The 22,295-nt window shown below is 71.4% G+C and carries 26 protein-coding genes; 10 read left to right on the plus strand and 16 right to left on the minus strand.

The features are described from left to right. Positions 1–145: 145 nt before the first annotated feature. The 11 genes from JOD66_RS10370 to JOD66_RS10420 form a co-directional block, all read right to left on the minus strand. On the minus strand, positions 146–889 hold the full coding sequence (locus JOD66_RS10370) for an ABC transporter ATP-binding protein (protein ID WP_204836794.1): 744 nt from the start codon (positions 887–889) through the stop codon (positions 146–148). Further along, complete coding sequence (locus JOD66_RS10375) at positions 886–2,787, minus strand: dipeptide/oligopeptide/nickel ABC transporter permease/ATP-binding protein (RefSeq protein ID WP_204836795.1); 1,902 nt, start codon at positions 2,785–2,787, stop codon at positions 886–888. The genes JOD66_RS10370 and JOD66_RS10375 overlap by 4 nt, the downstream gene beginning before the upstream one ends. Then, positions 2,787–3,779 carry an ABC transporter permease gene (locus JOD66_RS10380; RefSeq protein WP_307823423.1) on the minus strand — a complete coding sequence of 331 codons (993 nt, stop codon included), beginning with the start codon at positions 3,777–3,779 and terminating at the stop codon, positions 2,787–2,789. Before JOD66_RS10380 ends, JOD66_RS10375 begins: the two co-directional genes overlap by 1 nt. A 4-nt stretch (positions 3,780–3,783) precedes the next feature. Then, positions 3,784–5,364, minus strand: coding sequence for an ABC transporter substrate-binding protein (locus JOD66_RS10385; RefSeq protein ID WP_204836797.1), 1,581 nt, complete (start codon positions 5,362–5,364; stop codon positions 3,784–3,786). Between the two features lie 176 nt (positions 5,365–5,540). Further along, positions 5,541–6,770, minus strand: coding sequence for a PucR family transcriptional regulator (locus tag JOD66_RS10390; protein WP_204836798.1), 1,230 nt, complete (start codon positions 6,768–6,770; stop codon positions 5,541–5,543). A gap of 57 nt (positions 6,771–6,827) precedes the next feature. Continuing rightward, positions 6,828–8,219, minus strand: a complete 1,392-nt coding sequence (gene lpdA / locus JOD66_RS10395; RefSeq protein WP_204836799.1) for a dihydrolipoyl dehydrogenase — start codon at positions 8,217–8,219, stop codon at positions 6,828–6,830. A 10-nt stretch (positions 8,220–8,229) separates the two neighbouring features. Then, on the minus strand, positions 8,230–8,544 hold the full coding sequence (locus JOD66_RS10400; RefSeq protein ID WP_204836800.1) for a hypothetical protein: 315 nt from the start codon (positions 8,542–8,544) through the stop codon (positions 8,230–8,232). Next, positions 8,541–9,782 (minus strand): dihydrolipoamide acetyltransferase family protein, encoded by a 1,242-nt coding sequence (locus JOD66_RS10405; protein ID WP_204836801.1) that lies wholly within the window; start codon positions 9,780–9,782, stop codon positions 8,541–8,543. The genes JOD66_RS10400 and JOD66_RS10405 overlap by 4 nt, the downstream gene beginning before the upstream one ends. 12 nt (positions 9,783–9,794) lie before the next feature. Continuing rightward, positions 9,795–10,769 carry an alpha-ketoacid dehydrogenase subunit beta gene (locus JOD66_RS10410; RefSeq protein ID WP_204836802.1) on the minus strand — a complete coding sequence of 325 codons (975 nt, stop codon included), beginning with the start codon at positions 10,767–10,769 and terminating at the stop codon, positions 9,795–9,797. Between the two features lies 1 nt (position 10,770). Continuing rightward, complete coding sequence (locus JOD66_RS10415; protein WP_204836803.1) at positions 10,771–11,892, minus strand: thiamine pyrophosphate-dependent enzyme; 1,122 nt, start codon at positions 11,890–11,892, stop codon at positions 10,771–10,773. Beyond that, positions 11,889–12,998: a Glu/Leu/Phe/Val dehydrogenase dimerization domain-containing protein gene (locus tag JOD66_RS10420; RefSeq protein WP_204836804.1), complete on the minus strand. Its 1,110-nt coding sequence runs from the start codon at positions 12,996–12,998 to the stop codon at positions 11,889–11,891. The genes JOD66_RS10415 and JOD66_RS10420 overlap by 4 nt, the downstream gene beginning before the upstream one ends. Positions 12,999–13,182: 184 nt before the next feature. Between JOD66_RS10420 and JOD66_RS10425 the strand changes: the two genes are divergently transcribed. Further along, a complete protein-coding gene (locus JOD66_RS10425) occupies positions 13,183–13,710 on the plus strand; it encodes an Lrp/AsnC family transcriptional regulator (RefSeq protein ID WP_204836805.1) in 528 nt (175 codons plus the stop codon). 73 nt (positions 13,711–13,783) lie between these two features. On the opposite strand, the gene JOD66_RS10430 is transcribed toward JOD66_RS10425, so the two are convergent. Next, a complete protein-coding gene (locus JOD66_RS10430; protein WP_204836806.1) occupies positions 13,784–14,332 on the minus strand; it encodes a hemerythrin domain-containing protein in 549 nt (182 codons plus the stop codon). Positions 14,333–14,529: 197 nt separating this feature from the next. Here JOD66_RS10430 and JOD66_RS10435 point away from each other — a divergent pair, with 197 nt between their 5' ends. The 6 genes from JOD66_RS10435 to JOD66_RS10455 all read left to right on the plus strand — a co-directional run bounded on the left by JOD66_RS10435 (position 14,530) and on the right by JOD66_RS10455 (position 18,229). Next, a complete protein-coding gene (locus tag JOD66_RS10435) occupies positions 14,530–15,231 on the plus strand; it encodes a DUF3885 domain-containing protein (protein ID WP_204836807.1) in 702 nt (233 codons plus the stop codon). Positions 15,232–15,511: 280 nt separating this feature from the next. Next, complete coding sequence (locus JOD66_RS10440; RefSeq protein WP_204836808.1) at positions 15,512–16,297, plus strand: hypothetical protein; 786 nt, start codon at positions 15,512–15,514, stop codon at positions 16,295–16,297. 122 nt (positions 16,298–16,419) lie between these two features. Continuing rightward, the gene (locus JOD66_RS10445; RefSeq protein ID WP_204836809.1) at positions 16,420–16,947 is read left to right on the plus strand and encodes a hypothetical protein; all 528 of its coding nucleotides are present in this window, start codon (positions 16,420–16,422) and stop codon (positions 16,945–16,947) included. Then, a complete protein-coding gene (locus JOD66_RS10450; protein WP_204836810.1) occupies positions 16,944–17,396 on the plus strand; it encodes a hypothetical protein in 453 nt (150 codons plus the stop codon). The genes JOD66_RS10445 and JOD66_RS10450 overlap by 4 nt, the downstream gene beginning before the upstream one ends. Further along, positions 17,389–17,511, plus strand: a complete 123-nt coding sequence (locus JOD66_RS29065) for a hypothetical protein (RefSeq protein WP_275579812.1) — start codon at positions 17,389–17,391, stop codon at positions 17,509–17,511. Before JOD66_RS10450 ends, JOD66_RS29065 begins: the two co-directional genes overlap by 8 nt. Before the next feature lie 376 nt (positions 17,512–17,887). Then, positions 17,888–18,229, plus strand: a complete 342-nt coding sequence (locus tag JOD66_RS10455; protein WP_204836811.1) for a hypothetical protein — start codon at positions 17,888–17,890, stop codon at positions 18,227–18,229. A gap of 7 nt (positions 18,230–18,236) precedes the next feature. Here JOD66_RS10455 and JOD66_RS10460 read toward each other — a convergent pair whose 3' ends face one another. The 3 genes from JOD66_RS10460 to JOD66_RS10470 form a co-directional block, all read right to left on the minus strand. Next, positions 18,237–18,638, minus strand: a complete 402-nt coding sequence (locus JOD66_RS10460; RefSeq protein WP_204836812.1) for a hypothetical protein — start codon at positions 18,636–18,638, stop codon at positions 18,237–18,239. Between the two features lie 36 nt (positions 18,639–18,674). Next, a complete protein-coding gene (locus JOD66_RS10465) occupies positions 18,675–19,106 on the minus strand; it encodes a hypothetical protein (RefSeq protein WP_204836813.1) in 432 nt (143 codons plus the stop codon). 111 nt (positions 19,107–19,217) lie between these two features. After that, entirely contained in the window at positions 19,218–20,162 is a 945-nt protein-coding gene (locus JOD66_RS10470) for a 1,4-dihydroxy-2-naphthoyl-CoA synthase (RefSeq protein ID WP_204836814.1), read from the minus strand. A gap of 235 nt (positions 20,163–20,397) precedes the next feature. Here JOD66_RS10470 and JOD66_RS10475 point away from each other — a divergent pair, with 235 nt between their 5' ends. Genes JOD66_RS10475 through JOD66_RS10485 form a run of 3 tightly spaced genes read left to right on the plus strand, consistent with a single transcriptional unit; the run spans position 20,398 to position 21,602 of the window. After that, entirely contained in the window at positions 20,398–20,781 is a 384-nt protein-coding gene (locus tag JOD66_RS10475) for a MerR family transcriptional regulator (RefSeq protein WP_204836815.1), read from the plus strand. Beyond that, positions 20,778–21,104, plus strand: coding sequence for a thioredoxin (trxA, locus tag JOD66_RS10480; protein ID WP_275579813.1), 327 nt, complete (start codon positions 20,778–20,780; stop codon positions 21,102–21,104). The genes JOD66_RS10475 and trxA overlap by 4 nt, the downstream gene beginning before the upstream one ends. 51 nt (positions 21,105–21,155) lie before the next feature. Then, complete coding sequence (locus tag JOD66_RS10485; RefSeq protein ID WP_204836816.1) at positions 21,156–21,602, plus strand: nitroreductase family deazaflavin-dependent oxidoreductase; 447 nt, start codon at positions 21,156–21,158, stop codon at positions 21,600–21,602. An 18-nt stretch (positions 21,603–21,620) separates the two neighbouring features. Here JOD66_RS10485 and JOD66_RS10490 read toward each other — a convergent pair whose 3' ends face one another. Continuing rightward, a complete protein-coding gene (locus JOD66_RS10490; RefSeq protein WP_443678820.1) occupies positions 21,621–22,220 on the minus strand; it encodes an ACT domain-containing protein in 600 nt (199 codons plus the stop codon). Positions 22,221–22,295: the final 75 nt, after the last annotated feature.

Consider the following 22,295-nt stretch of genomic DNA (forward strand, 5'->3'; position numbering starts at 1 on the left):
CGGGCTTTCCCTTCGCTGCCTCACGTCGACCGGGACTCGTGGGACCTCGCTGGTCCCGGTCGGTGTCCCGGTCGACGCAACCTTGCCCGTCCCGGGCGGAGACGGCAGTAGTCATCTGTCGTGATCTCGGCGGAGGTCTCTCGACCTATGTCGCGTTGCCGCTGGCCGGCCCGGGGATCGAGGCGAGCAGCTCCCGCGTGTAGGCGGACGCGGGCCTGGAGAAGACCTGCGCCGTCGGGCCCTGCTCCACGATCCGGCCACCGGCCATCACGGCGACGTGGGTGGCGACATAGCGCACCACGGCGAGGTTGTGGGAGATGAAGAGCACCGTCAGCCCGGTCTCGCGCTGCATCTCCCGCACCAGGTTGAGGATCGCTCCCTGGACGGACACGTCGAGCGCCGAGGTGATCTCGTCGGCCAGCACGACGTCGGGTCGCCCCGCGAGGGCGCGGGCGATCGCCACCCGTTGCCGCTGGCCCCCGGACAGGCGGCCCGGCGCGTCGGCGGCGCGCACCGGGTCCAGGTGGACCAGCTCGAGCAGCCGCGCGATCTCGGCCCGCAGAGGCGCTCGCCGGAGCCGCTCGGGAAGGGCCTCGGCGATGCTCCGCCCGACACTCAGCCGTGGGTCGAGGGAGGAGAACGGGTCCTGGAAGACCATCTGCACGGGTCGCCGCCGGCCCCGGTGGCGGACCGGCTGCCCGTCGAGCAGGACCCGCCCTCCCGCGAGCGGCACCAGCCCGACCGCGGCGCGGGCCAGGGTGGACTTCCCGGAGCCGGACTCGCCGACGAGCCCCATGATCTGGTGCTCGGGGACGCTCAGGCTCACCCGGTCGAGCACGGGGTGCTGACCGTAGCGGACCGTGACGTCGTCGAACTCGAGGCGGCTCATCGCAGCGCCACCTTCTCTGCGGGGACGGGACGGGCGGCGTCGGCGTGCCAGCACGCCACCGCCCCGGTCGGGCCGACCGCCAGCGGTGGTTCCTCCTGACGGCAACGCTCGCTCGCCATCGGGCAGCGCGCGGCGAACGCGCAGCCGTCCGGCACGTGCTGCGGATCCACCGGATGTCCGGGGATGGTGGCGAGCGGGACGTCGAGGTCGGTCGTCAGGTCCGGGACCGCGCCGATCAGCGCCCGGGTGTAGGGATGCCGAGCCCGGGCATGCAGGTCCGCGGCCGGCAGGTCCTCCACGATCCGGCCGGCGTACATCACCAGCACGCGGTCGCAGACGCTCGACACGACCGAGACGTCATGGCTGATCAGGAGCAGCGCCGTGTCGTGCTCGCGCCGGACCTCCTGCAGCACGTCGAGCACCTGCCGCTGCACGGTCATGTCGAGCGCGGTGGTCGGCTCGTCCGCCACGATCAGCCGTGGGGTGCCCATGATGCCCATCGCGATCATGGCGCGCTGCCGCATGCCGCCCGAGAGCTCGTGGGGGTACTGCCGGAGGCGACGCTCGGGATCGGTCAGGTGCACGGCGCGGAGCCGGTCCGCGGCCCGCGCCGAGGCCTGCCGCCGGCCGAGTCCCTGGTGGCGGCGTACCGCCTCGCCGAGCTGGCTCCCGATCCGCAGCACCGGGTTGAGCGAGGTCATCGGGTCCTGGAAGACGACGGCGAGGGAGGTCCCGAGCAGCGCGTCGTGGCCGGCGCGCCGGCCCGAGCGGAGCTCGGTCCCGCAGAAGGCGAGCCGTTCGGCGCCGACCCGCCCGGGCTCCTCGACGAGCTGCGCGACGGCGAGCGCGGTCATCGACTTCCCGGATCCGGACTCCCCCACCACACCGACGGCCTCGCCCGCCCGCAGGGTCAGCGAGACGCCGCGCACCGGGCGGATCGGCCCGCGTGGGCCGGGGAACGCGACCTCGAGGTCCCGGACGTCGAGCACCAAGTCGGCGTCCGCGCCCGCCCCGTCGGCCCCGGCGCTCGCTCGCGCCGAGCCGGTCCGGCCCGACGGCCAGGTCGATCGGATCCGGGACTTCGCGCCGAAGGTGCCGGCAGCGGCCTCTCCGGTCAGGTTGAACGCCAGCCCGGTCAGCACGAAGGCGACCGCCGGGACCAGGGCCGCGAGCGGGTTGTCGTAGATGATCGCGAGCCCGTCCTGCATCAGCCGTCCCCAGTCGTACTGCGGCGCCTGCACGCCGATGCCGAGGAAGGACAGGCCACCGAAGGCGAGGAGCACGCTGCTCGCCGTGACGGTCGCGTTGACCACCAGCGGCTCCGCGACATTGGGCAGCACGTGCCGCACCAGGATCCGGCCGGGATGGACGCCGGCGATCCGCGCCGCGGCCACGAAGTCCCGCTCGGCGACGCCCGCGCCCAGGGCGTGGACGAGCCGGGCGAAGGGGGGCGCGATCGCGATGCCGATGGCCAGCAGCGCGCTGGTCGTGCTGACGCCGAGGATGACCGCGAGGAAGAGCACCATCAGCAGGCTCGGGAAGCCCAGGAGCAGGTTGACCAAGGCGACCACGGGCCGCCCCAGCCGACGCGGGAGGAGCAGCGGCGCAAGGCCGAGCAGGAGACCGAGCGCGACGCCGAAGGCGGTGGCCGCCAGGGTGAGCACGAGCGAGAGCCGGGTCGCCACGAGGGTGCGGAGAAAGATGTCGCGGCCGAGATTGTCGGTGCCCGCCCAGTGCTCGGCCGACGGCCCGGCGAGCATGTTGCCGGTGTCGGTCTGCGTCGCCCGGTCACCCCAGAGCAGCGGCGCGAGGACGGCGAGAAGCGCGAGGAGCGTCAGCAGCCCGACCCCGGCGATGCCGACGGGGGTGCGCAGCACCTCGGGACGGTGGCGGCGCATCAGGAGTCTCCGATCGCGGAACGGGGGTCGATGGCGGCGATGCCCACGTCGACCAGGGTGTTGACCGTGAGCGCGATCGCGCCGTAGACGAGGACGGCGCCCTGCACCAGGGGATAGTCCCGACTCTGGATCGAGGAGACGATGGTGCCGCCCAGGCCGGGCCAGGCGAAGACGTTCTCGACCAGGACGGTGCCGGCCACCATGCTGGCGAGCATCAGGCCGCTCAGCGTGAGCGTGGCGGTGACGGCATTGGGCAGCGCGTGGCGCAGGTTGATCCGCAGCGCGCTCAGCCGCTTTGCGCGAGCGGTCCGCACGTAGTCGGCGTCCAGCACCGCCAGCATCTCGACCCGCACGATCCGCGCCAGCACCGCCGACGGCCCTACGGCGAGGGCCAGCACCGGCAGCAGGTACGAGTCGAGCCCGCTCCGGCCGGCGGCCGGGACCAAGCCGAGGTCGACGGCGAACACCGCGACCAGCGCGACGCAGAGCACGAACTCGGGGATCGAGCCGAGCACGATGCTGGCTCCCACGAAGCCGAGCTCGGTACGCCGCCGCCGGCCCCGCCGGGTCGCGACCGCCATCGCGACGCCCACCGGTACCGCGATCGCGAAGGTGATCACGAAGGCCGGCAGCGCGAGCGAGAGCGTGGCCAGCAGTCGCTGCCCGATGGTGTCGGCCACCGAGAGCTGGGTGAGGATCGACTCCCCCAGGTCCCCGCGGAGCAGGCCGCCGAGGTAGGTCAGGTACTGGCGCAGCAACGGCTCGTCGAGTCCCAGCTGTTCCCGCCTCGTCGCGACCAGCTCGGGGGGCGCGCTGGTGCCGAGCGCGGCCCGCACCGGGTCGCCGGGGACCAGCTGGATCATCAGGAAGGACGCCGTCACCAGGATCCACAGGGACACCAGCAGCCGCCGCGCCCGGCGCAGGGCGAACCTGCGCCAGCGCGCGCTCGGCCGCCGGGCCGACGGCTGGGCCGTCGCCACCGCCACGCTCACCGGATCAGCCCAGCATCCTGATGCTCGTCGGCACGATGAGGTTGCCCGCCCGCTCGAGCTCGGCGTCCTCGTGGAAGGTCTGCACGGTGACATTAGCGAAGGGCACCACGTCGGCGCTCTGGAAGAGCGCGGCCTCGGCCGCCTCCCACTCGGGGCAGCTGGCGTCGCCGATCTCGGCCAGTGCGGCCTGGGCGTGCTCGTCGTAGTCGGGGTTGGCGACGGACCCGAAGTTGTTTCCACCGTGGGCCGGCGAGGGGCCGGTCACGAAGGGCATCAGCACGAGCGGGTTCGGGGCCTTCGGCGAGGACCAGGTGACATCCCAGTCGCCGGTCTGGAAGAGCGCCGCGGTGTGCTCGGTGATGTCCAGGGCCCTGGCGTCGACCTCGACGCCCAGCTTCTCCCAGGCCGCGACCACCAGCTCGGCCGCCGCGGTCTGCCCGGGTCCCTGGCTGCTGTAGACGAAGGTCAGTGCCAGCTTCTGGCCGTCCTTGGTGAGCACACCGTCGCCGTTCTTGGTCCAGCCGTCCGCGGCCAGCGCCTCGGCGGCGGCCGCCGGATCGGTGGCCGGCAGATTCCCCGCGACGGTGTCGCCACCGCAGACGCCGGGGTCGTACACGGCCAGCGCGGTCGGGGTACTGCCCCGGCCGGACGTGATCACCTGCCGCAGCTCGGCCAGGTCGAGCGCCTGGGTGAGCGCCGTACGGACCACCGGGTCGCTGGCGACCCGGCCCGGAGCCTGGTTGTACCACTGCTGGGCGTAGGCGCTGTGGGTCTCGACGGCCTCGATGCCCCGCTTCGCGAGCCGGTCGCCGTCGCGCCCGAGGAAGGCCGCCGCGTTGGCCTGGCCGCTGAGGATCAGGTTAGTGGCCGTCGACTCGTTGGCCACCACCTTGAACACGACGGACGACGGGGTACCGGTCGCCGACGTCGTCGCGCCGCCCGGGCCCCAGGCGTAGTCCTTGCGCACGGCGAGGGTGTAGTGGTCGCCCGGCACCGACTCGGTCACCGTGAACGGCCCGGTCCCGGCGGTGCCGGCCTTGAGGCTGTCGCGGTCCTTCATCCCCGACCGGCACACCATCGGCAGGTGGGCGAAGCCCTCGAGGACGAAGGGCGCCGGCGAGGGCAGCGCGACGGTGACCGTCGATCCCGAGGCGCTGGCGGTGGCGTCGGCGGGGACGTACACGCCGCGGAACGGGCTGGCGTTCGCGATGTCGGCGACGTAGGCGATGTTGTCGACCACGGTCTGCGCGTCGAACGCCGAGCCGTCCGAGCAGGTCACGTCGTCGCGCAGCTGGAAGGTGATCGCCTGGTCGGTGACCTCCCACGACGAGGCGAGCTGCGGCTGGATGGTGCCCTTGGGGTCGACCCCGACGAGGGTGTCATAGGCGAAGCTGCCGATCTCGGTCGCGACGAACGAGGCCTGCGGGTCGAGATTCCCCGGATCCGCCAGGGTGGCCAGCGTGAACGTCGCTCCATCGACGTAGTCACCGGAGCCGGCGGGATCGGCGGCGTCCCCGCACGCCGCGAGGGCGCCGGCGGCGAGGAGCAGGGGCAGGACGCGAACAGCCTGGTCACGGATGGACATGATCAGCGGGGCCCTCTTTCAGCGAAGGATGGAGCGGGCGGCGGGATCCGCCGGCGCGGTCGGGCCAGTATTGGCGCCCGTGCGGGGGCCAGATAGCGCCGCCTGTCGCTGTTCGAGGGGGTACTTCGTCGACAGACGTCGATAGCGTCCGGGCCGCTCTCCCGGACCGGACGGCGTCAGCCGTGGCAGTCGGCGTTGACCCGGAACGCGAGCGCGAGGGCGCGCAGCTTCAGGCCGAGATGGAGGGCGAGCCGGTCGTCCCCGTCCTGGAGGCTGCGCCCGGTGACCTGCTCGATCCGCCGGAGCCGCTGGTAGAGCGTCGCGCGGTGGATGCACAGCGCGTCGGCGGCCTCCTGGGCGCTGCCGCCGAGGTCGAAGAAGGTGGTGAGAGTGGCGATCAGGACGCCGTGCACGTCGGCCTCCTCGAGGGCGACGAGGTCCGGGGTGCGCGCGGCCTCGGCCAGGTCGTCGGGGGCGAGGGTGACCAGGAGCTCGTAGGGTCCGAGCTCGCCCCACCGCGCGATGGTGCCGACGCCGGGCACGAGCACCGCCGTGCGGGCGGCGCGGACCGCCTTGCGATACGAGTCGGCGACCTCGTCGAGCCGCTCGACGGTCGGTCCCAGGCCGAAGACCAGGGTGGACCGGCCGCGGGTGAGGTGCTTGAACCGGATCGCGATCCGGTCGGTGACGGCGTCCACGAGCTCCCGGGTCGGTGGCCGCCGCAGGGCGAGCAGGAGCCAGGCCCGGGACGGGTTCGTCGCGAGCAGCGCGACATCGGGGACCGCCCGGCTGCCCTCCTCGACCGCCGCCTCGAGCTCGACCTCCCGCTCGGCGAGCGGCTCGCCGTCGGGCAGGCACTGCACTGCCAGCACGGCGAGGTGGAGCGGGCTGTCGGGGAACAGCTCCTCCGCGCGCAGGTCGTCGATCGCCTGCGACCGGATCATCGTGTCGGGCGAGACCAGGTCGCGCAGGATGGACTCGTGCCGGGCCTGCGAGCGCTGGCGCACCAGCAGCCTGCGGTACAGCACGGTGCCGGCCCGCTCGGCGGCCTCGACCGCCGCGGCGACGTCGGCGTCGCTGAGCGTGCCGCCGCGGTCGAGCAGCCACAGGTAGCCGAGCAGCTGACCCTGGCAGCGCACGGGCGCGCAGAGCCGGGGCGTGGCGTCGTGCATGCCCAGCTCGAGCCGGCCCGGCTCGGTCCACTGGGCCACCCCGTGGGTCAGGATCTGCTCGACGATCTCGGGCGGCACGGTCCGGTTGAGGACCGAGTCGATCCGCACCGGGTCCTCGTCGCCGAAGTGCCGGCTCGCGGCCAGCAGCCGGATGCCGGGATCGTCGATCGCCACCGAGCGCTCCAGCCGCTCGGCGAGCTCGTCGACGATGGCCTGCAGCTCGTCCTCGGCCATGGCCGCTCCTTCCCCTGTGGCGACGCGCTCATGGTAGGCCGCCCGCAGCCCCGGCCCTCAGGCGTGCGCGTGCAGCGGTTTGCCCGCCAGCACCAGGGCGGCCTCGCCCAGCGCCTCGTTCTGGGTCGGGTGCGCGTGGATCAGGGCGGCCACGTCCTCGGGGTGCGCGTCCCACCCGACGATGAGCGCCGCCTCGCCGACCTGCTCGCCCATCCGGCTGCCGATCATGTGGATGCCGACGACCGGACCGTCCTTGACCCGCACCAGCTTGACGCTGCCGGTGGTCCGCAGGATCTGGCTGCGGCCGTTGCCGCCGAGGTTGTAGTCGGCGACCTCGACCGCGTCGGCGCCGTACTGCTCGCGCGCCTGGGGCTCGGTGAGCCCGACGCTGGCGAGCTCGGGCTCGCAGTAGGTGACCCGGGGGATGGTGAGGTCCCGGACCGGCTGCGGGGCCAGGCCGGCGATCTCCTCGGCCACGAAGATGCCGTGGGCGAAGCCGCGGTGGGCCAGCTGCAGGCCGGGGACGAGGTCGCCCACGGCGTAGATGCCCGGTACGCCGGTCGCGAGCCTCTCGTCGGTCACCACCCAGCCGCGGTCGAGCCGGACCCCGGCCTCGGCGAAGCCGAGATCCGCCGTGCGGGGCGCGCGTCCGACGGCGACCAGCACCACGTCGGCGTCGAGGGACGAGCCGTCCTCGAGGGTGACCGTCGCGCCGTCCGCGCCCTGCTCGACGCCCGTCGTACGGATGCCGGTGCGGAAGGCGATGCCGCGCTTGCGGAAGGCCCGCTCGAGTTGGCGGGACAGGGCCGGGTCCTCCAGCGGCACCAGGGTCGGCAGCGCCTCGACCACGGTCACCTCGACGCCGAACGAGCGCCACACGCTGGCGAGCTCGACGCCGATCACCGAGCCGCCGATGACGACGGCGCGCTCGGGCAGCTCGGGCAGCCGCAGCGCCTCGTCGGAGGTGATCACCCGGCCCCCGATCTCCAGTCCGGGCAGGGTACGCGCGAAGGAGCCGGTCGCGAGCACCACGTGGCGGCCCTGGTACCGGTCGCCGGCGACCTCGACGACGCCGCCTCCCTCGGGCAGCGCCTCCGCGAGCCGGCCGGCGCCCTCGACCAGCACGACGCCGGCGGACTTCACCAGCCCCTGCAGGCCCTGGTACAGCCGGCCGACGACGGCGTCCTGGTACGCGTGCACGCCCGGCAGGTCGATGCCGTCCAGCGTCGCCCGGACGCCGAAGGCCGTCGCCTCGCGCGCGGCGTCGGCCACCTCGGCGGCATGCAGCAGCGCCTTCGTCGGGATGCAGCCGCGGTGCAGGCAGGTGCCGCCCAGCCGGTCCTTCTCGACCAGAGCGACGCTCAGGCCGAGCTGGCTCGCGCGGAGCGCGGTCGCGTATCCGCCGCTCCCCCCGCCGAGGACGACGACGTCGAAGGTGGTGGTGGTCATGACTGGCCTCTCAGTGATGGTGGGCGGGGAGGGTCTCGGACGCCCGGGCAGGGACGGTCCGCTCGACCCGGTAGACGTCGAGGATCCGGTCGAGCAGCCGGTGGGCGCGGTCGAGGTCGCTCTCGTGCGTCCCGGCCAGCTCCACGCCGATCCGCATCACCGGCCCCGGGACCCGCTCCAGGCCCGGCACCTCGCGGTGGTCGAAGGCGTCGAGGTCCGCGACCAGCCGCGCCACGGCGTACTGACGCACCGTGAGCGTCTGCAGCACCCGCGAGCACACCGCGAGGTCCGCGCGCGCGTAGACCGTCAGCGTCACCGGGCTCATGCCAGCGCGAAGGCCTCGCTGGGGTCGGCGAGCAGCCGGCCCAGCGTCGCCAGGACGTTGGAGCCGAGCTCGCCGTCGACCAGGCGGTGGTCGAAGGACAGCGCGAGCTGGGTGACCTTGCGGACCTCGATCCGGCCGTCGACGACCCACGGCATGTCACGGACGTTGCCGAACGCGAGGATGGCGGCCTCGCCCGGGTTGAGGATCGGCGTACCGGTGTCGACGCCGAGGGCGCCGATGTTGGTGATCGTGATGGTGCCGCGCGCCATCTGCTCCGGCGAGGTCTTGCCGGCGCGGGCCGTGGTGACCAGGTCCTCGATCGCCTCGGCGAGCTCGCGCAGCGCCATCCGGTCGGCGTCCTTGACATTGGGCACGATCAGGCCGCGGGGCGTGGCGGCCGCCAGGCCGAGGTTCACGTACCTCGGCTCGACGATCTCCTGCGCGGTCTCGTCCCACCGGGCGTTGATGCCCGGGTACTGACGGATGGTGAGCAGCAGCGCCTTGGCGACCAGGACCAGCGGGGTCAGCCGGACGCCGCTCCAGCGCCGGTCGGCCTTGAGCCGCGCGAGCAGGTTCATCGTCTCGGTGACGTCGACGGTCAGGAACTCGGTCACGTGCGGGGCCGTGAACGCCGAGGCCGTCATCGCCGCGGCGGTCGCCTTGCGCACCCCCTTGATCGGCGTACGGACCTCGCGGTCGGACGCCGTCACGACGACGGGGGTGGTTGCGGCTGCCTCGACATCGGCGCGGGAGATGACCTCGCTGTCCGAGGGCCGCACCGTCGCCAGGTCGACGCCCAGCTGGCGGGCGAGGAAGCGCACGGGCGGCTTGGCCCGGGGCGCGGACTGCGGCGCGGGTGACGAGGTGACGGGCTCAGGAGTGGGCGCCGGGGCCTCCGGCCGGCGGGACAGCCGCCGGGTCCGGGCGACGGCCGGGGCCGGCCCGGTCCCGACCAGCACAAGCGGCTGCTCCTCGTCGGCGCCTACCTCCGCGTCGGCCTCGGAGCCGTCGGCGATGCTGACGATGACGGTGCCGACGGCGACGGTCTGCCCGACCTCGACGTGCAGCGCGGTGATGGTGCCCGCCGCCGGCGACGGCAGCTCCACGACCGACTTCGCCGTCTCGATCTCGACGAGCGGCTGGTTGACCTCGACGACGTCGCCGACGCCGACGTGCCACGCCAGGATGTCGGCCTCGGTCAGTCCCTCGCCGACGTCGGGAAGCTTGAAGTCGAGCACGGTACGGATCTCCTAGAAGTTGAGGCTGGTCTCGACGGCCTCGAGCACGCGGTCGACGTCCGGCAGGAAGTCGCTCTCCAGGTGCGCGGGCGGGTACGGCAGGTTGTAGGCGCCGACCCGCAGCACGGGGGCCTCGAGGTCGTAGAAGCACGACTCGGTGATCGTGGCGGCGATCTCGGCGCCGATGCCGAGGAAGGTCGACGCCTCGTGGACGACGACCACCCGGTGCGACTCGGCGGCCACCTTGCGCAGCGTGGCGACGTCCAGCGGCGAGAGCGTGCGCAGGTCGACGACGCCGACGGAGAAGCCGTCCTCGCGGGCCGCGTCGGCGGCGGCGAGGGCGGTGGCCACGGTCGGCCCGTGGGCCACGAGCGTGCAGTCGCTGCCGTCCCGCAGCACGGCGGCCTCGTGCAGCGAGCGGGTCGGCTCGTCCTCGACCTCGCCCTTGTCCCAGTAGCGCCGCTTGGGCTCGTAGAAGACGACCGGGTCGTCGGAGGCGATCGCCTGCTGGATCATGTGGAAGGCGTCGTCGGGGTTGGCGCACGACACCACCCGCAGTCCGGCCGTGTGCGCGAAGTAGGCCTCGTTGGACTCCGAGTGGTGCTCGACGGCCCCGATCCCGCCCCCCACCGGGATCCGGATCACGATCGGCAGCGCCAGCCGGCCCTGCGAGCGGGCGCGCATCTTGGCGAGCTGGCTGACGATCTGGTCGAACGCGGGATAGACGAAGCCGTCGAACTGGATCTCGCAGACCGGCCGGTAGCCGCGCAGCGCCAGGCCGATGGCGGTGCCGACGATGCCGGACTCGGCGAGCGGGGTGTCGACGACCCGGTCGGCGCCGAACTCGGCCGCCAGGCCGTCGGTCACCCGGAAGACGCCGCCGAGGGTGCCGACGTCCTCGCCCATCACCACGACCTTGTCGTCGTGGGCCATGGCCGCGCGCAGGCCGGCGTTGATCGCCGCGCCGAGCGAGTACCTGGTCGCCATCTCAGGCCACCGCCCGATCACGGCGAGCCACGAACGCGGCCCGCTCCTCGGCCATGACCGGATGGGGCTCGGCGTAGGTCTGGTCGAACACCGACGCGAGGTCCTCGCCGTGCAGCGCCCGGCACTGCTCCCGGACGGTCGCCGCGAAGGCGTCGGCGCGGGCCGCGAGATCCGCGAAGTGCGCCTCCTCCACGCCTACTCCGCGCAGGAAGCGCTCCAGGCGGACGACGGGGTCCTTGGCCAGCCACTGCTGCTGCTCGTCGTCGGTGCGGTAGCGCTGCGGGTCGTCGGAGCTGGAGTGACCGGCGAGCCGGTAGGTCCGCGCCTCGACCAGCGCCGGGCCGACGCCTCGGCGGACCTGCTCCGCGGCGTACCGGGTCACGGCGTGCACGGCCATCGCGTCGTTGCCGTCGACGTGGTAGCCGGTCACGCCGAAGCCCGCCGCGCGCACGTGGAGCGGGGTCCGCATCTGGGTGTCGGTGGGGGTCGAGATCGCCCACTGGTTGTTCTGGCAGAAGAAGAGCACCGGCAGCGACGAGGCCGCGGCCCAGTTGAGCGCCTCGTTGACGTCGCCCTGGCTCGCCGCACCGTCGCCGAAGTAGGTGAGGACCACCTCGTCGGCCCCGTCCATGCGTACGCCGGCGGCGTACCCGGTCGCGTGCAGGGTCTGGGTGCCGAGCACCAGGGAGTTGATGTGCACCTTCGACTCGGCCGGGTCCCAGCCGGAGTGGGACACCCCGCGCCACTGGCGCATGATGTCGGCCGGCGCGATCCGCCGGCACAGGGCGACGGCGTGCTCGCGGTAGCTCGGGAAGATCATGTCGGTGTCGCGCACGGCGCGCACCGATCCGACCTGGGCCGCCTCCTGGCCCCAGCTCATCAGCCACAGGTGCAGCTCGCCCTGGCGCTGCAGCGCGAGCGCCTCGGAGTCGAGCCGGCGCGCGAGCACCATGTCGGCGTGCATCTCCTGGGCGAGGTCGACGTCGATCCCGACCTGCACGCCGAGCGCGGTCGGCTCGCCGGCCTCGTCGATCAGCTGGAGCGGCGGGGTGGCGCGCGGGTCGTCCTGGCGCGCCTCGAGCACGGTGGCGAGGGCGGTGGGCGGGGGCACGGTGAGGGTCATCGCTGCTCCTGCCGGTCGGACTCCCGCGCCGCGTCGAGGCGGCCGGCGACGACCCGCCGGGCCGCCTCCCAGGTGGTGACGTCCTGGTCGACCGCGAGGTGGAGGATCTCGCGGGTGGTGTCCGCCACCCGTCGTACCTTGGCCTCGACCTCGGCGGGTGTGGCGGCGGTCAGCTCGCTGCCCACCTGGATCAGGCCGCCCGCGTTCGCGACGTAGTCGGGCACCCACTGGATACGACGCTGCCGCAGCAGCTCCGCCACGCCGCGGTGGAGCAGCTGGTTGTTGGCCGCACCGCACACGACGCGCGCCGACAGCGTCTCCGCCGTCCGCGGCGTGAGGCTGGCGCCGAGCGCGCACGGCGCATAGACGTCCAGGCTCTCGTCGAGCACCGACGAGACCCGCTCCACGGCGGCGGAGCGCGCACCGATGCCGTCGAGCGCGTCCGGGCGCGGGTCGCTCACCACGACCCGGGCACCCGCGTCGAGGAGCATCTCGACCAGGTGCCGGCCGACCTTCCCGACCCCCTCGACCCCGACCCGGCGGTCGGCGACACCGCTCTCGCCCCAGGTCAGCGTCGCCGCGGCGGTGAGGGCGCTGAACACCCCCAGCGCGGTCGAGCGGCCGCTGTCCCCCGAGCCTCCGGCGCCGACGCTGCGTCCGACGACGTAGCGGCTGGTGCGCCCGATCACGTCGAGGTCGTCGGTCGTCGTACCCACGTCCGCGGCGGTGTAGTAGCGACCGGCCAGGGACTCGACGAAGCGTCCGTACGCCTCGAGCAGCTCCTCGGTGCGCGTGGTCGCCGGGTCGCCGATGATGACGGCCTTGGCGCCCCCGAGCGGCATCCCCGCGACGGCCGCCTTGTGGGTCATCCCCTCGGAGAGCCGCAGCACGTCGGTCAGGGCGTCGGACTCCTGCTGGTACGGGAAGAACCGGGTGCCCCCGAGGCCGGGGCCGAGCGTCGTGTCGTGCAGCGCGATGATCGCCCGCAGGCCGGTGCGCCGGTCGCGGCAGAAGACGACCTGCTCGTGCTCGGCGTCCCGCAGGTCGTCATTGCGCTCGAAGACCCCGAGGCGCTGGACCTGGCGTTCTTGTACTTCTGTGCTCATGGTGGAAGCCCTCTTCGAAGTGCACGACGTGGCTCGTGGCTCGTCGTTCCGTCAGTCCCAGTGGATCGCACTGGGCATTTCGATGAGAAGATTCCCGGGTTGTCGCTCAGCCGGTCAATAGATGGCCGCACAACTATGCACAACGCACCACTAAGCACCCACGAGACGCGCGGAGGCTGTCACCATGCCAACCATCGATCGCCTGGACGCCGAGATCCTCCGGCTGCTGACCGACGACGCCCGGATGGGCGTCGCCGAGATGGCCGAGCGGCTGAGCGTCAGCCGCAACACCGTCCAGCAGCGGATGACCCGGCTGGTGGACCACGGGATCCTCAAGGGCTTCCGCCCCGTGATCGACCTGGCGGCGATCGGGATGCCGGTCGAGGCGCTGGTCAGCGTCGAGCTCGACCAGCGCCTGCTCGGCCCGATCGTGCGCGGCCTGGCCCAGCTCCCCGAGGTGATCGAGGTGAAGATCCAGGCCGGCCGCGAGGACATCCTGGTCCACGTCGCGATCAGCTCCCTGGAGGCCCTCCAGGTCCTCACCGCCTCCATCGTCGGCATCGAGGGGGTCCGCAAGACGAACTCCACCTTCTCGGTCGCCACCCCCGTGCCCTTCCGGGTGCAGCCGCTGCTCCACAAGCTCACCGAGGACACCGGGTGGGGCCGGTCGACCCCCGCTCCCGGGCCCGCGGGTGGGCGGCGACCGAGCTAGCCGACCCGGCAGAAAGTTGCGCCGGGTGGGCGCCGACCCGGCGCAAGTTCGCGCCGGGTCGGCGGAGAGCGGGTCAGGACATCGCCGAGCGGGCGGCGTCGCGCACCTTGTCGAGGAGCGCGGCGAGCGGGCCGACGGTCGCGTTGACCACGGCGGACTCGCCCGCCCTCGGGTGCGGATGGGTCGGCGCCACCTTCTCCACGGCAAGCACCGCGGAGCCCATCTTCTCCAGCTCCTCCGGGGAGGCCTCGGCAAGGAGGAGCGGGAACTCCAGCTCCTCCTCGTTCCGCGCGTGTGCGAGGACCGACTCGCGCAGCCGGGCGAGGCCGGCGGCGAAGTGCGGCGACGTGGTGTCCATCCCGTCGAGCGAAGACAGCAGCTTCTTCGCCTCATGCTCCTCCGCCTGCCGCGCCTCGACCACGTCGCCGTTCCCGTGCCGGGTGGCGTTCGGGTGGGTCACGATCTCCTCGGCGGCCTCGTGGACCGACAGCATCCGCCGCAGCTCGTCGAACGCCCGGGTCCGCTCGTCGGCGTCGGTGGTCGAGTGCACCTCATCGAAGAGCTTCTCGATGTGGCGGTGCTGGTCGGTCAACAGCTCCACCACGTTCTTCGATGCGGTCATCGCGCTGCTCCTGGGTCTCGGGACTCGGTCCTCCCGGGGGTACCCCGATCGGCCCGGGCAATGCGACGGAAGTGCCTCAGCGCTGCTGCCCTGCGGAGACGTGATCGTCGGTGTGTTGATCGCTAACGGCCGCTGGCGGGTCGGCCGCCACGATTTTGCCAAGCATCCGGTGGCTACGTGGTCGTACCCTGTCCGGCGTGCCCCTGCCCGCCGCCGTCGATTCGCTGCGCGGCCGAGTCGGGTTCCGGTGGTCCAAGCTGAGGTGGGCCACGAAGAGCCACTGGCGCCGAGCGCGCGGACACCACGGCGCGTTCAAGCAAGGCGAGGTCAGCGCCCGTGCGGCAGAGCTGACCGACCTGTGGGAACGCTCGTGGCTCGGAGCCGACCCGCTCGGCCACGTCCTGCGTGTCGAGTACGCCGACCGGTGGGTCCGCTTCCACAGCCTCCCCGAGTCGAAGCGGTACGCCGAGAACGCGGCCGAGTACGACGAGATCCTGCGGCGTCATCGCACCGTCCTTCATGAGCTTCACGGTTCGGAGGACTTCCAGACGTTGCACGTCATCGCGGCCGACTGGCACTGGCAAGACCCGGCCGCGGGCTGGTCGAAGCACCGACTGCCCGGCGCTTGGCCGTGGCGCAGCGGTCTGGCCGACGACGATCCTGACACCGGCCGGAACTACTTCTGGGCAGCGTCGGGACTGGCGGACAAGGAGATGGACTCGCTCCTGACGGCCGTGGCAGATGATGAGTGCGGCGTCATCTTCGGCGCTCCCAACCTCGCCTGGCTCTACTGTCCGTACGACGGTGGCGCCGACGTCCTGCTTCCGACGGCCGCCGAGCGCGACACGCTCAAGGAACGCCATTCCGACTGGCTCTCGTCGCACCCTCGGGGACTGTGAGCCGAGCGATGGCGGCGCTCCGCGCGGAAGTGTCCACCCGCAGGCCTGACGAGCGACAGTGTCCGTTTGTCTCTTGGTAAGTGACAACCGTGGTAAGTGACAACCGGACATGACCTCTCTCTTTCGCCATCCCGGACCCGACCTCGAGGACACCAGCAGGTCAGCGGCGAGGTTCATGAGACGCGCGCCTCGCTCGCGGACTACCTCGCCGCCCGTTCCGTCTCTCGACTGGACTGGCCAGAACCGCCCGCCCAAGCGGAACCTGCGGTTTGCTAGTGAGGTGAGCCGTGCCGTCCCCATGTCGGTCCCGTTGGAGGCCGACGTCGTCGGGCCCTGTCGGTTGACGTTCGGGTCCCTCTCCGTGGCGGGTGCCGATGACGAGATGAGGAGCCCCGCCGCCGACGCACTCTTCTTCGAGACCGCTGAAGGCAGCCTGGGGCGGGTCACCTTCGAGGGACTGGACGCCATCCGCGCAAGCCGGGGCGAGGTCGCGCCGTACGACGACGGTCACGACTCCTCCAGTTGGGTCTACAACGTCCTCGACTCGACCTGGCTCGCCGAGCGACACGCCTACGAGTGGAGCAACTACGAGGCTCGGCTGTTGGAGACCCACCAGCACTATCTCTTCCGCTTCCACGACGAGTTCGTGGAAGCCATCGCACAGGGCATCTGGGTCGACACGATTCCCGCGTCTGACCCGTTCGCGGTGGGGACAGACCATCCGGGAAGCACGCTCCCCTTGGCCAAGGTCGTCGATCGGGGCGAGGCTCATGGCCTCGCGTGGCAGGTCCGATCCACCGAGGTCGACCAACCGACCCTGGTCGCCGACTCGGAGCTCTGTTCACAGCGCCTCTTCGAGTTCTCCCTGCAACTGGATGGCAACGACAGCGTTTGCGCGTCAGCACTCGTCCGCACCCGCGACGGCCGAACAAGGACACATCTCACCCACCCGTGGTCCGGTGTCGTCGCCTCGGTGCGGGGTGTAGCAAGACCTCAGGACTTCGCCAAGCAGTGGGATGAGTACTGCCACGGCGTCGCCGAACGACGCCGGGAGATGGGGAAGTAGTTTCATCGACGCGCGCTCGCGCAAGCGATCGCGACGATCTGCCTGCCCGGCACGCTGATCGCGATCGACCTCACCGAGCCAACTCGGAGGACCACGGGGCCAGCAGATGAGACCATCGCCCCGTGAAGTGGTTCCGTCGCGCCCACGCGTCCCGAGCGGACGAAGACTGGGAGCGAAGGAAGGTCGAGATCGAGGCTGCCCGGCGTCAGTGCTACGCGCAGGCTGTTGCGCAGCGCGATCTCGTCACCGAGGTGTCCCGCACCCTCTTCGAGGCCGATCCGACCCGGATCGACTTCGAGTCGAACGCCGACGATGCCGACGCCGCCGTACGCGGACTGACGATTATTGGCATCACCTTCGTGCACGACTACATCGAGGTGCACATGGACGACGTCATCCTGACCGGCTACACCGAGCCGTTCGGAATCATCGGTTGCCACGGCGTGGGACCGTCCTCGATCACCCAGCTGATCGGCAAGACCGTCGAACGACTCTCGGTCGTCGACGGCGAGTACGTGGCGATCGACTCCGGCGAGAACCGCTTGGCCTTCCCGATCGTCGGAGACGCGGCCAACGGGCCGGAGTCGGTCCGGCTGCATCGACGAGCGCGGGAAGATCTCGGCATCCCGAGCGTTCACTGGATCTGGTGACGAGATTGCGATTCGCGTTCAAGACCTCGCCCAACGGCGACGTCGAGGTTGCGCAGGCCGAGGACCTGTCGCTGTTCATCGGCGTGCTCAATGACTGCATCGGCTCACGGACACCGCGCGGCGCGCCAAGCGGCCTGTCGACCTACTGGCTCGACGCCGCGCTGGACGAATTTCGCCGTGCGCTGTCCGAGCCCCATCGCCCTGCGACGTTCTCCGGAAACATGTCGTACCTCGAGTTGGTGGACGGACTCGTCGAAGCGCGTTACGACTACGACCCGCCCGACAGTGACATCGTGGAGCGCTTGCCGTTGCAGGAGCTCGTGGACCTCCTCGATGCCTGGCGTGCCGAGGTGATCCGTCTCGACCCGACGGCCCCTACTCGAAGGCCGTCTCCCCGCGTGGCCGTCGCTCTTGGGCCACCCACGAACGAATCGGGCGCACGTGAGTAACGACCACAATGCCTCCGGCGTGACGGCCAAGAAGCTCCGCAGCGCCGACCTCGGCGTCATCGGCTACCTGGAGAGCGTCCACACGGTCACCGGCACGTCGCTGTCTCGACCATGAGGTGTTCCGGCCTTGGCTAGGCCCGCTGTCGCTGTGCTGGGACGCGATCATCACCAGCAAGGCACTCCTTGACGGTGAGTTGGTCACGGCCGACCGGCTCACACTCGTTTCCCCGCGTTGGGTGGATCGAGCTAGCCACCCCCACATTCGTTCGCGCCGGCGAGAGGGCCAGAGTCGATTCGATAGCACGAAGTCGTTTGCACGGACCATGAGTTCAACCGATGATCGGCGGGTGCCGCAGAGCCCCTACTCCTCCTGGGTCGACAGCCTCGACTTTCTGCGGAGCTGTGTCGGCGTCCCAGCAGCCCTGAGCAACGCCACGACACTTGTCGCGGCACGCCACCGGTGGGGACAGCACCTCCACTGCAGTACGTCGATGAACGACCTTCTGTTCACGGCGCCCGAAGCCGAGCTTCCGTTCACTCGCTCGGTGGTCGTTCGCGCGGAGGGCTCCCGCCACTTGGTGCGTCTGACGAACGGCGACGACGTTGCGGAGATCGAGTGCACCACTGCGGAGATCGATCGCGTCGTCGACGAGGCCCTTGAAGCGCTCATAGCCCCCTCGCAGGTGTGTCGCGCTTGCGGAGCCCTCTCCACCAGCCCGGACTTCACCACGGTGTTCGAGCGGATGCACTACGTCTGCTTCCACTTCGAGTTTGAGCACGGCGACGTTGACCGCGACCAGGCGTGCGGCCTGGCCGGTTGCCCAGCTGGCTGAGCTGCGATCAGGTCGGCTCGATCACCCTGTCGGGGTACTGCTGCCACGCGCGAAGGCTCTCGCCCGACGTCGCCGAGCCGAAGAACTCGCCCTCAGAGCAGTCGATGGCGCGGCGACCGAGGTGCGTGAGGAGTGTGTCGATGAAGTCCACGACGGATCCTCCGCCTCGGACGTGCAACATCATCGAATCCACGACCTCTTCTCGTCCCATGTTGAACTCGATGACGAAGTCGGGAGTCACCAACTCGCCCCAGGACGGGTCGGAGAAGTCAACGGAAGGGGCCGCCTCGCGAATCGCGTCGATCAGGTCCACTCGGTTGCCGAGAGGCTGGGGCTCGAAGTCATCCGGGATGTCGGACACCGAAGCCGCGTCGCGCGGCAGGTCCATGATCGAAATGTCCCAACTCACGCCACCATCCTGTACGACGCCAAGGACGAGCGCGCGTCACGCCGTGGTTGGAGGGCTGAACGAGACGTACATGTCCCGCTCCTCCCAGTCGGGCTCAGCCGCGGCGACGACGACCTCACATCGGCGAGCGTACTCCCGGGGTCGCAATGACGGCCCAGGCCCGAGGGAGGAGAGCGCAGCCTCGCGTGCGTCCCTCGCCGCGGCGACGATCTTGGGGAGTCCGAGTGCGTGCACGATGTACGACAGCAGTTCGACGAGACCGGCGGGAGGAGGTGTCTCGCACAACTGCGGCACCATCGCAGCCAAGGCCAGATCCGCTTGATCGACGTGGCTCGGCTCGCGGCGGATGAGGTCGACGAGCTTGATCAGTTCCCGCTCCTCGTCGCGCACGTCAAGGGACCGATCCGCGACATCCAACGCCGCCGTGACGTAGCGATCAAACTCGTGTTGGAAGGCGTCCGGGTCCACAGAGAAGATGCTCGCACGCGAGCAAATCCGCCCATGTCGATCGCGATTCCCGCCACCCATCTGTCATACACGAGGCCCTGACGGGGCTCTGACCTGCGCAAACGCCTCAGATCAGTAGTACCAGGGGTACGGCGACCAGTCCGGCTCCCGCTTCTCCAGGAACTGGTCGCGCCCCTCCTGCGCCTCGTCGGTCATGTACGCCAGCCGCGTGGTCTCCCCCGCGAAGAGCTGCTGCCCGACCAGCCCGTCGTCGAGCAGGTTGAACGAGTACTTGAGCATCCGCTGGGCGGTGGGGCTCTTGCTGTTGATCAGCCGGCCCCACTCCAGCGCCGTGGCCTCGAGCTCGGCGTGCGGGACGGAGCGGTTGGCGGCGCCCATCCGGACGGCGTCGTCGGCGGAGTACTCCTGGCCGAGGAAGAAGATCTCGCGCGCGAACTTCTGGCCGACCTGACGGGCGAGGTACGCCGAGCCGTAGCCGCCGTCGAAGGAGCCCACGTCGGCGTCGGTCTGCTTGAAGCGGGCGTGCTCGGTGGAGGCGAGGGCGAGGTCGCAGGTGACGAACAGGCTGTGGCCGCCGCCGGCCGCCCAGCCGGGGACGACGCAGATGACGACCTTCGGCATGAACCGGATCAGGCGCTGGCACTCGAGGATGTGGAGGCGGGCGAGCTTGGCCTTGTCGATCGGGCTGGGCTCCTCGGCGCCGGTGTCGCCGGCGCCGGCCGAGACGTCCTCGTACTGGTAGCCGGCCCGGCCGCGGATCCGCTGGTCGCCGCCGGTGCAGAAGGCCCACTTGCCGTTCTTGGCGCTCGGGCCGTTGCCGGTGAGCAGCACGCAGCCGACGTCGGCCGACTGGCGGGCGTGCTCGAGGGTGCGGAGCAGCTCGTCGACGGTGTGGGGCCGGAAGGCGTTGAGCACGTCGGGGCGGTCGAACGCGATCCGGACCGTGCCGTGCGCCTTGGCGCGGTGGTAGGTCAGGTCGGTCAGGTCCTCGAAGCCGGGGACGACGTCCCACTGGCTCGCGTCGAACGTCTCGCTCACGCCCTCGATCGCACTCATGGCACCGAACGCTAGTGTCCCGAGTCAGAGATTCACACTCAGCCCCCGCGCCCTGAGCACGCACCTCGCCGCGTTGGCGACGCTCGACGTACACCCGGTATGCCCTCGCGCCGCCGCCTTGCGATGCACGCACTCAGCGCACGGCTGCTGCGCGCGAATCTCCGACTCGAGCCACTAGCCCCTCCCCGACCGGGACTTGACCTTGACCCCAGGGGCAAGGTCTACGGTCGGTCCCGTGCTCATCAAGGACCTCGCCGCCCGCGCCGGCGTGAGCGTGAAGGCGGTGCGCTACTACGAGTCGCGCGGCCTGCTCAGCCCGAGCCGGGCGGCCAACGGCTACCGGGAGTACGACGACGCGGACGTCCTCGTCGTACGCGAGATCCGGGCGCTGCTCTCCCTCGGCCTCACCGCCGACGAGACGGTGCCCTTCGTCGAGTGCCTGCGTGCCGGGAACGAGCGGGCCGACGTGTGCCCGTCGTCGCTGGACGCCTACCGGCTGCGGATCGCCGAGATCGACCGGCGGATCGAGGAGCTGAGCCGGCTGCGCGGCGAGCTGTCGGAGCTGTTGAGCGACGCGGAGAACTACCCGACCACCACGAACGACCAGGAGACACGATGAGCCTGCAGGAGATCACCGACGCGGACTTCGCCGAGGAGGTGCTCGGCTCCGACCAGCCGGTGCTGGTGGAGTTCTGGGCGCAGTGGTGCGGTCCGTGCCACCAGGTAGCGCCGGCGCTGGCGAAGATCGCCGAGGAGCGCGCGGGCGCGCTCCGGGTGGTGAAGCTCAACAGCGACGAGAACCCGGTCACCTCGGCGGCGTACCGGGTGATGGGGCTGCCGACGATGATCGTGTTCCGCGACGGCCGGCCGGTGCACGAGCTGCGCGGCGCGCGCCCGAAGGCCGCGCTGGACCGGGAGCTCGACCACGCGCTCGCGGGCTGAGTCCGGTGACCGTCCTGGAATAGCGGGCCCTCGCGTGGTCTTGTGGACGGCATGACCCTTCACGGTGAGTACGAGCCCAGCAGCCAGAAGTGGGTCCGCGACCAGGTCGCGGCGTACGAGGCATCCGGTGGCCGCGAGGCCAACACCCTCCAGGGCGGCACGGACCCGATCGTGGTGATCACCTCGGTCGGCGCCAAGTCCGGCAAGCTCCGCAAGAACCCGGTCATGCGGGTCGAGAAGGACGGCGTGTACGCCGCCATCGCGTCGAAGGGCGGCGCCCCGGAGAACCCGAGCTGGTACGCCAACTTCGTCGCCCACCCGCTCGTCGACCTCCAGGACGGGCCCGAGCCGAAGTCGTACACGGTGCGCGTCGCCGAGGGCGAGGAGCGTCGGCAGTGGTGGGAGCACGCCGTGGCGACCTGGCCGACCTACGCGTCCTACCAGGAGAAGACCGACCGCGAGATCCCGGTGTTCCTGCTGGAGCCGGTCGAGGCCTGAGCCCCGACGGCCTGGCGGTCAGCCGTTCGCGATCGTGACCGCCAGGCCGCACAGGTGGCCCAGGCGCATGATCTCCGACTCGGCGAACTCCGGGCCGCCCCGGCGGCCGATGACGACGATCTCGTTGCCGTCGAGCCGCGCGGCGGCGAACAGGGTGACCTCGTCCTCCGGCGCCTCGAGCCGGGTCGGGGACTCGATCTCGACGAACTCGAGCTCGTCGGGCGCGGCGCTGGTGCCGTAGACGACGCCCTTGGCGCGGTGCACCCGCGCCGCCCAGTCGACCCGGAAGGTCGCGGGCAGCAGGTCGATCAGCTTGTCGAAGGCGTCGTCGGGCGAGGCGGTGAGCTCCTCGACCGCCTCCAGGTCCATCATCAGGTTGCCGCCGGCCGGGTAGCGGCTCACGAAGAGCACCTCGACCCCGTCGAGGGCATTGCACGCCGAGACCACGGAGTCGGGCATCATCCCCTGGTCCAGCTCGAGCAGCACGTCGTCGACGGCGCTGCCGTCGTCGCGCTTCTCGACGATCTCGATCGCCTCGATGTCGCCGCCCGCCATACCGATCGCCGTCGCGACGCGGCCCAACGACCCCGGGACGTCGGGCAGCAGCACGCGCAGCAGGAAGGGCATGGTCTCGACACTAACCCGCCGAGGTTTCGGCCCGGTTGCGGGCCCACCGGTTGGGCCGCACGGGTT

The organism is Nocardioides nitrophenolicus (assembly GCF_016907515.1).
GTDB classification, from domain to species: domain Bacteria; phylum Actinomycetota; class Actinomycetes; order Propionibacteriales; family Nocardioidaceae; genus Nocardioides; species Nocardioides nitrophenolicus.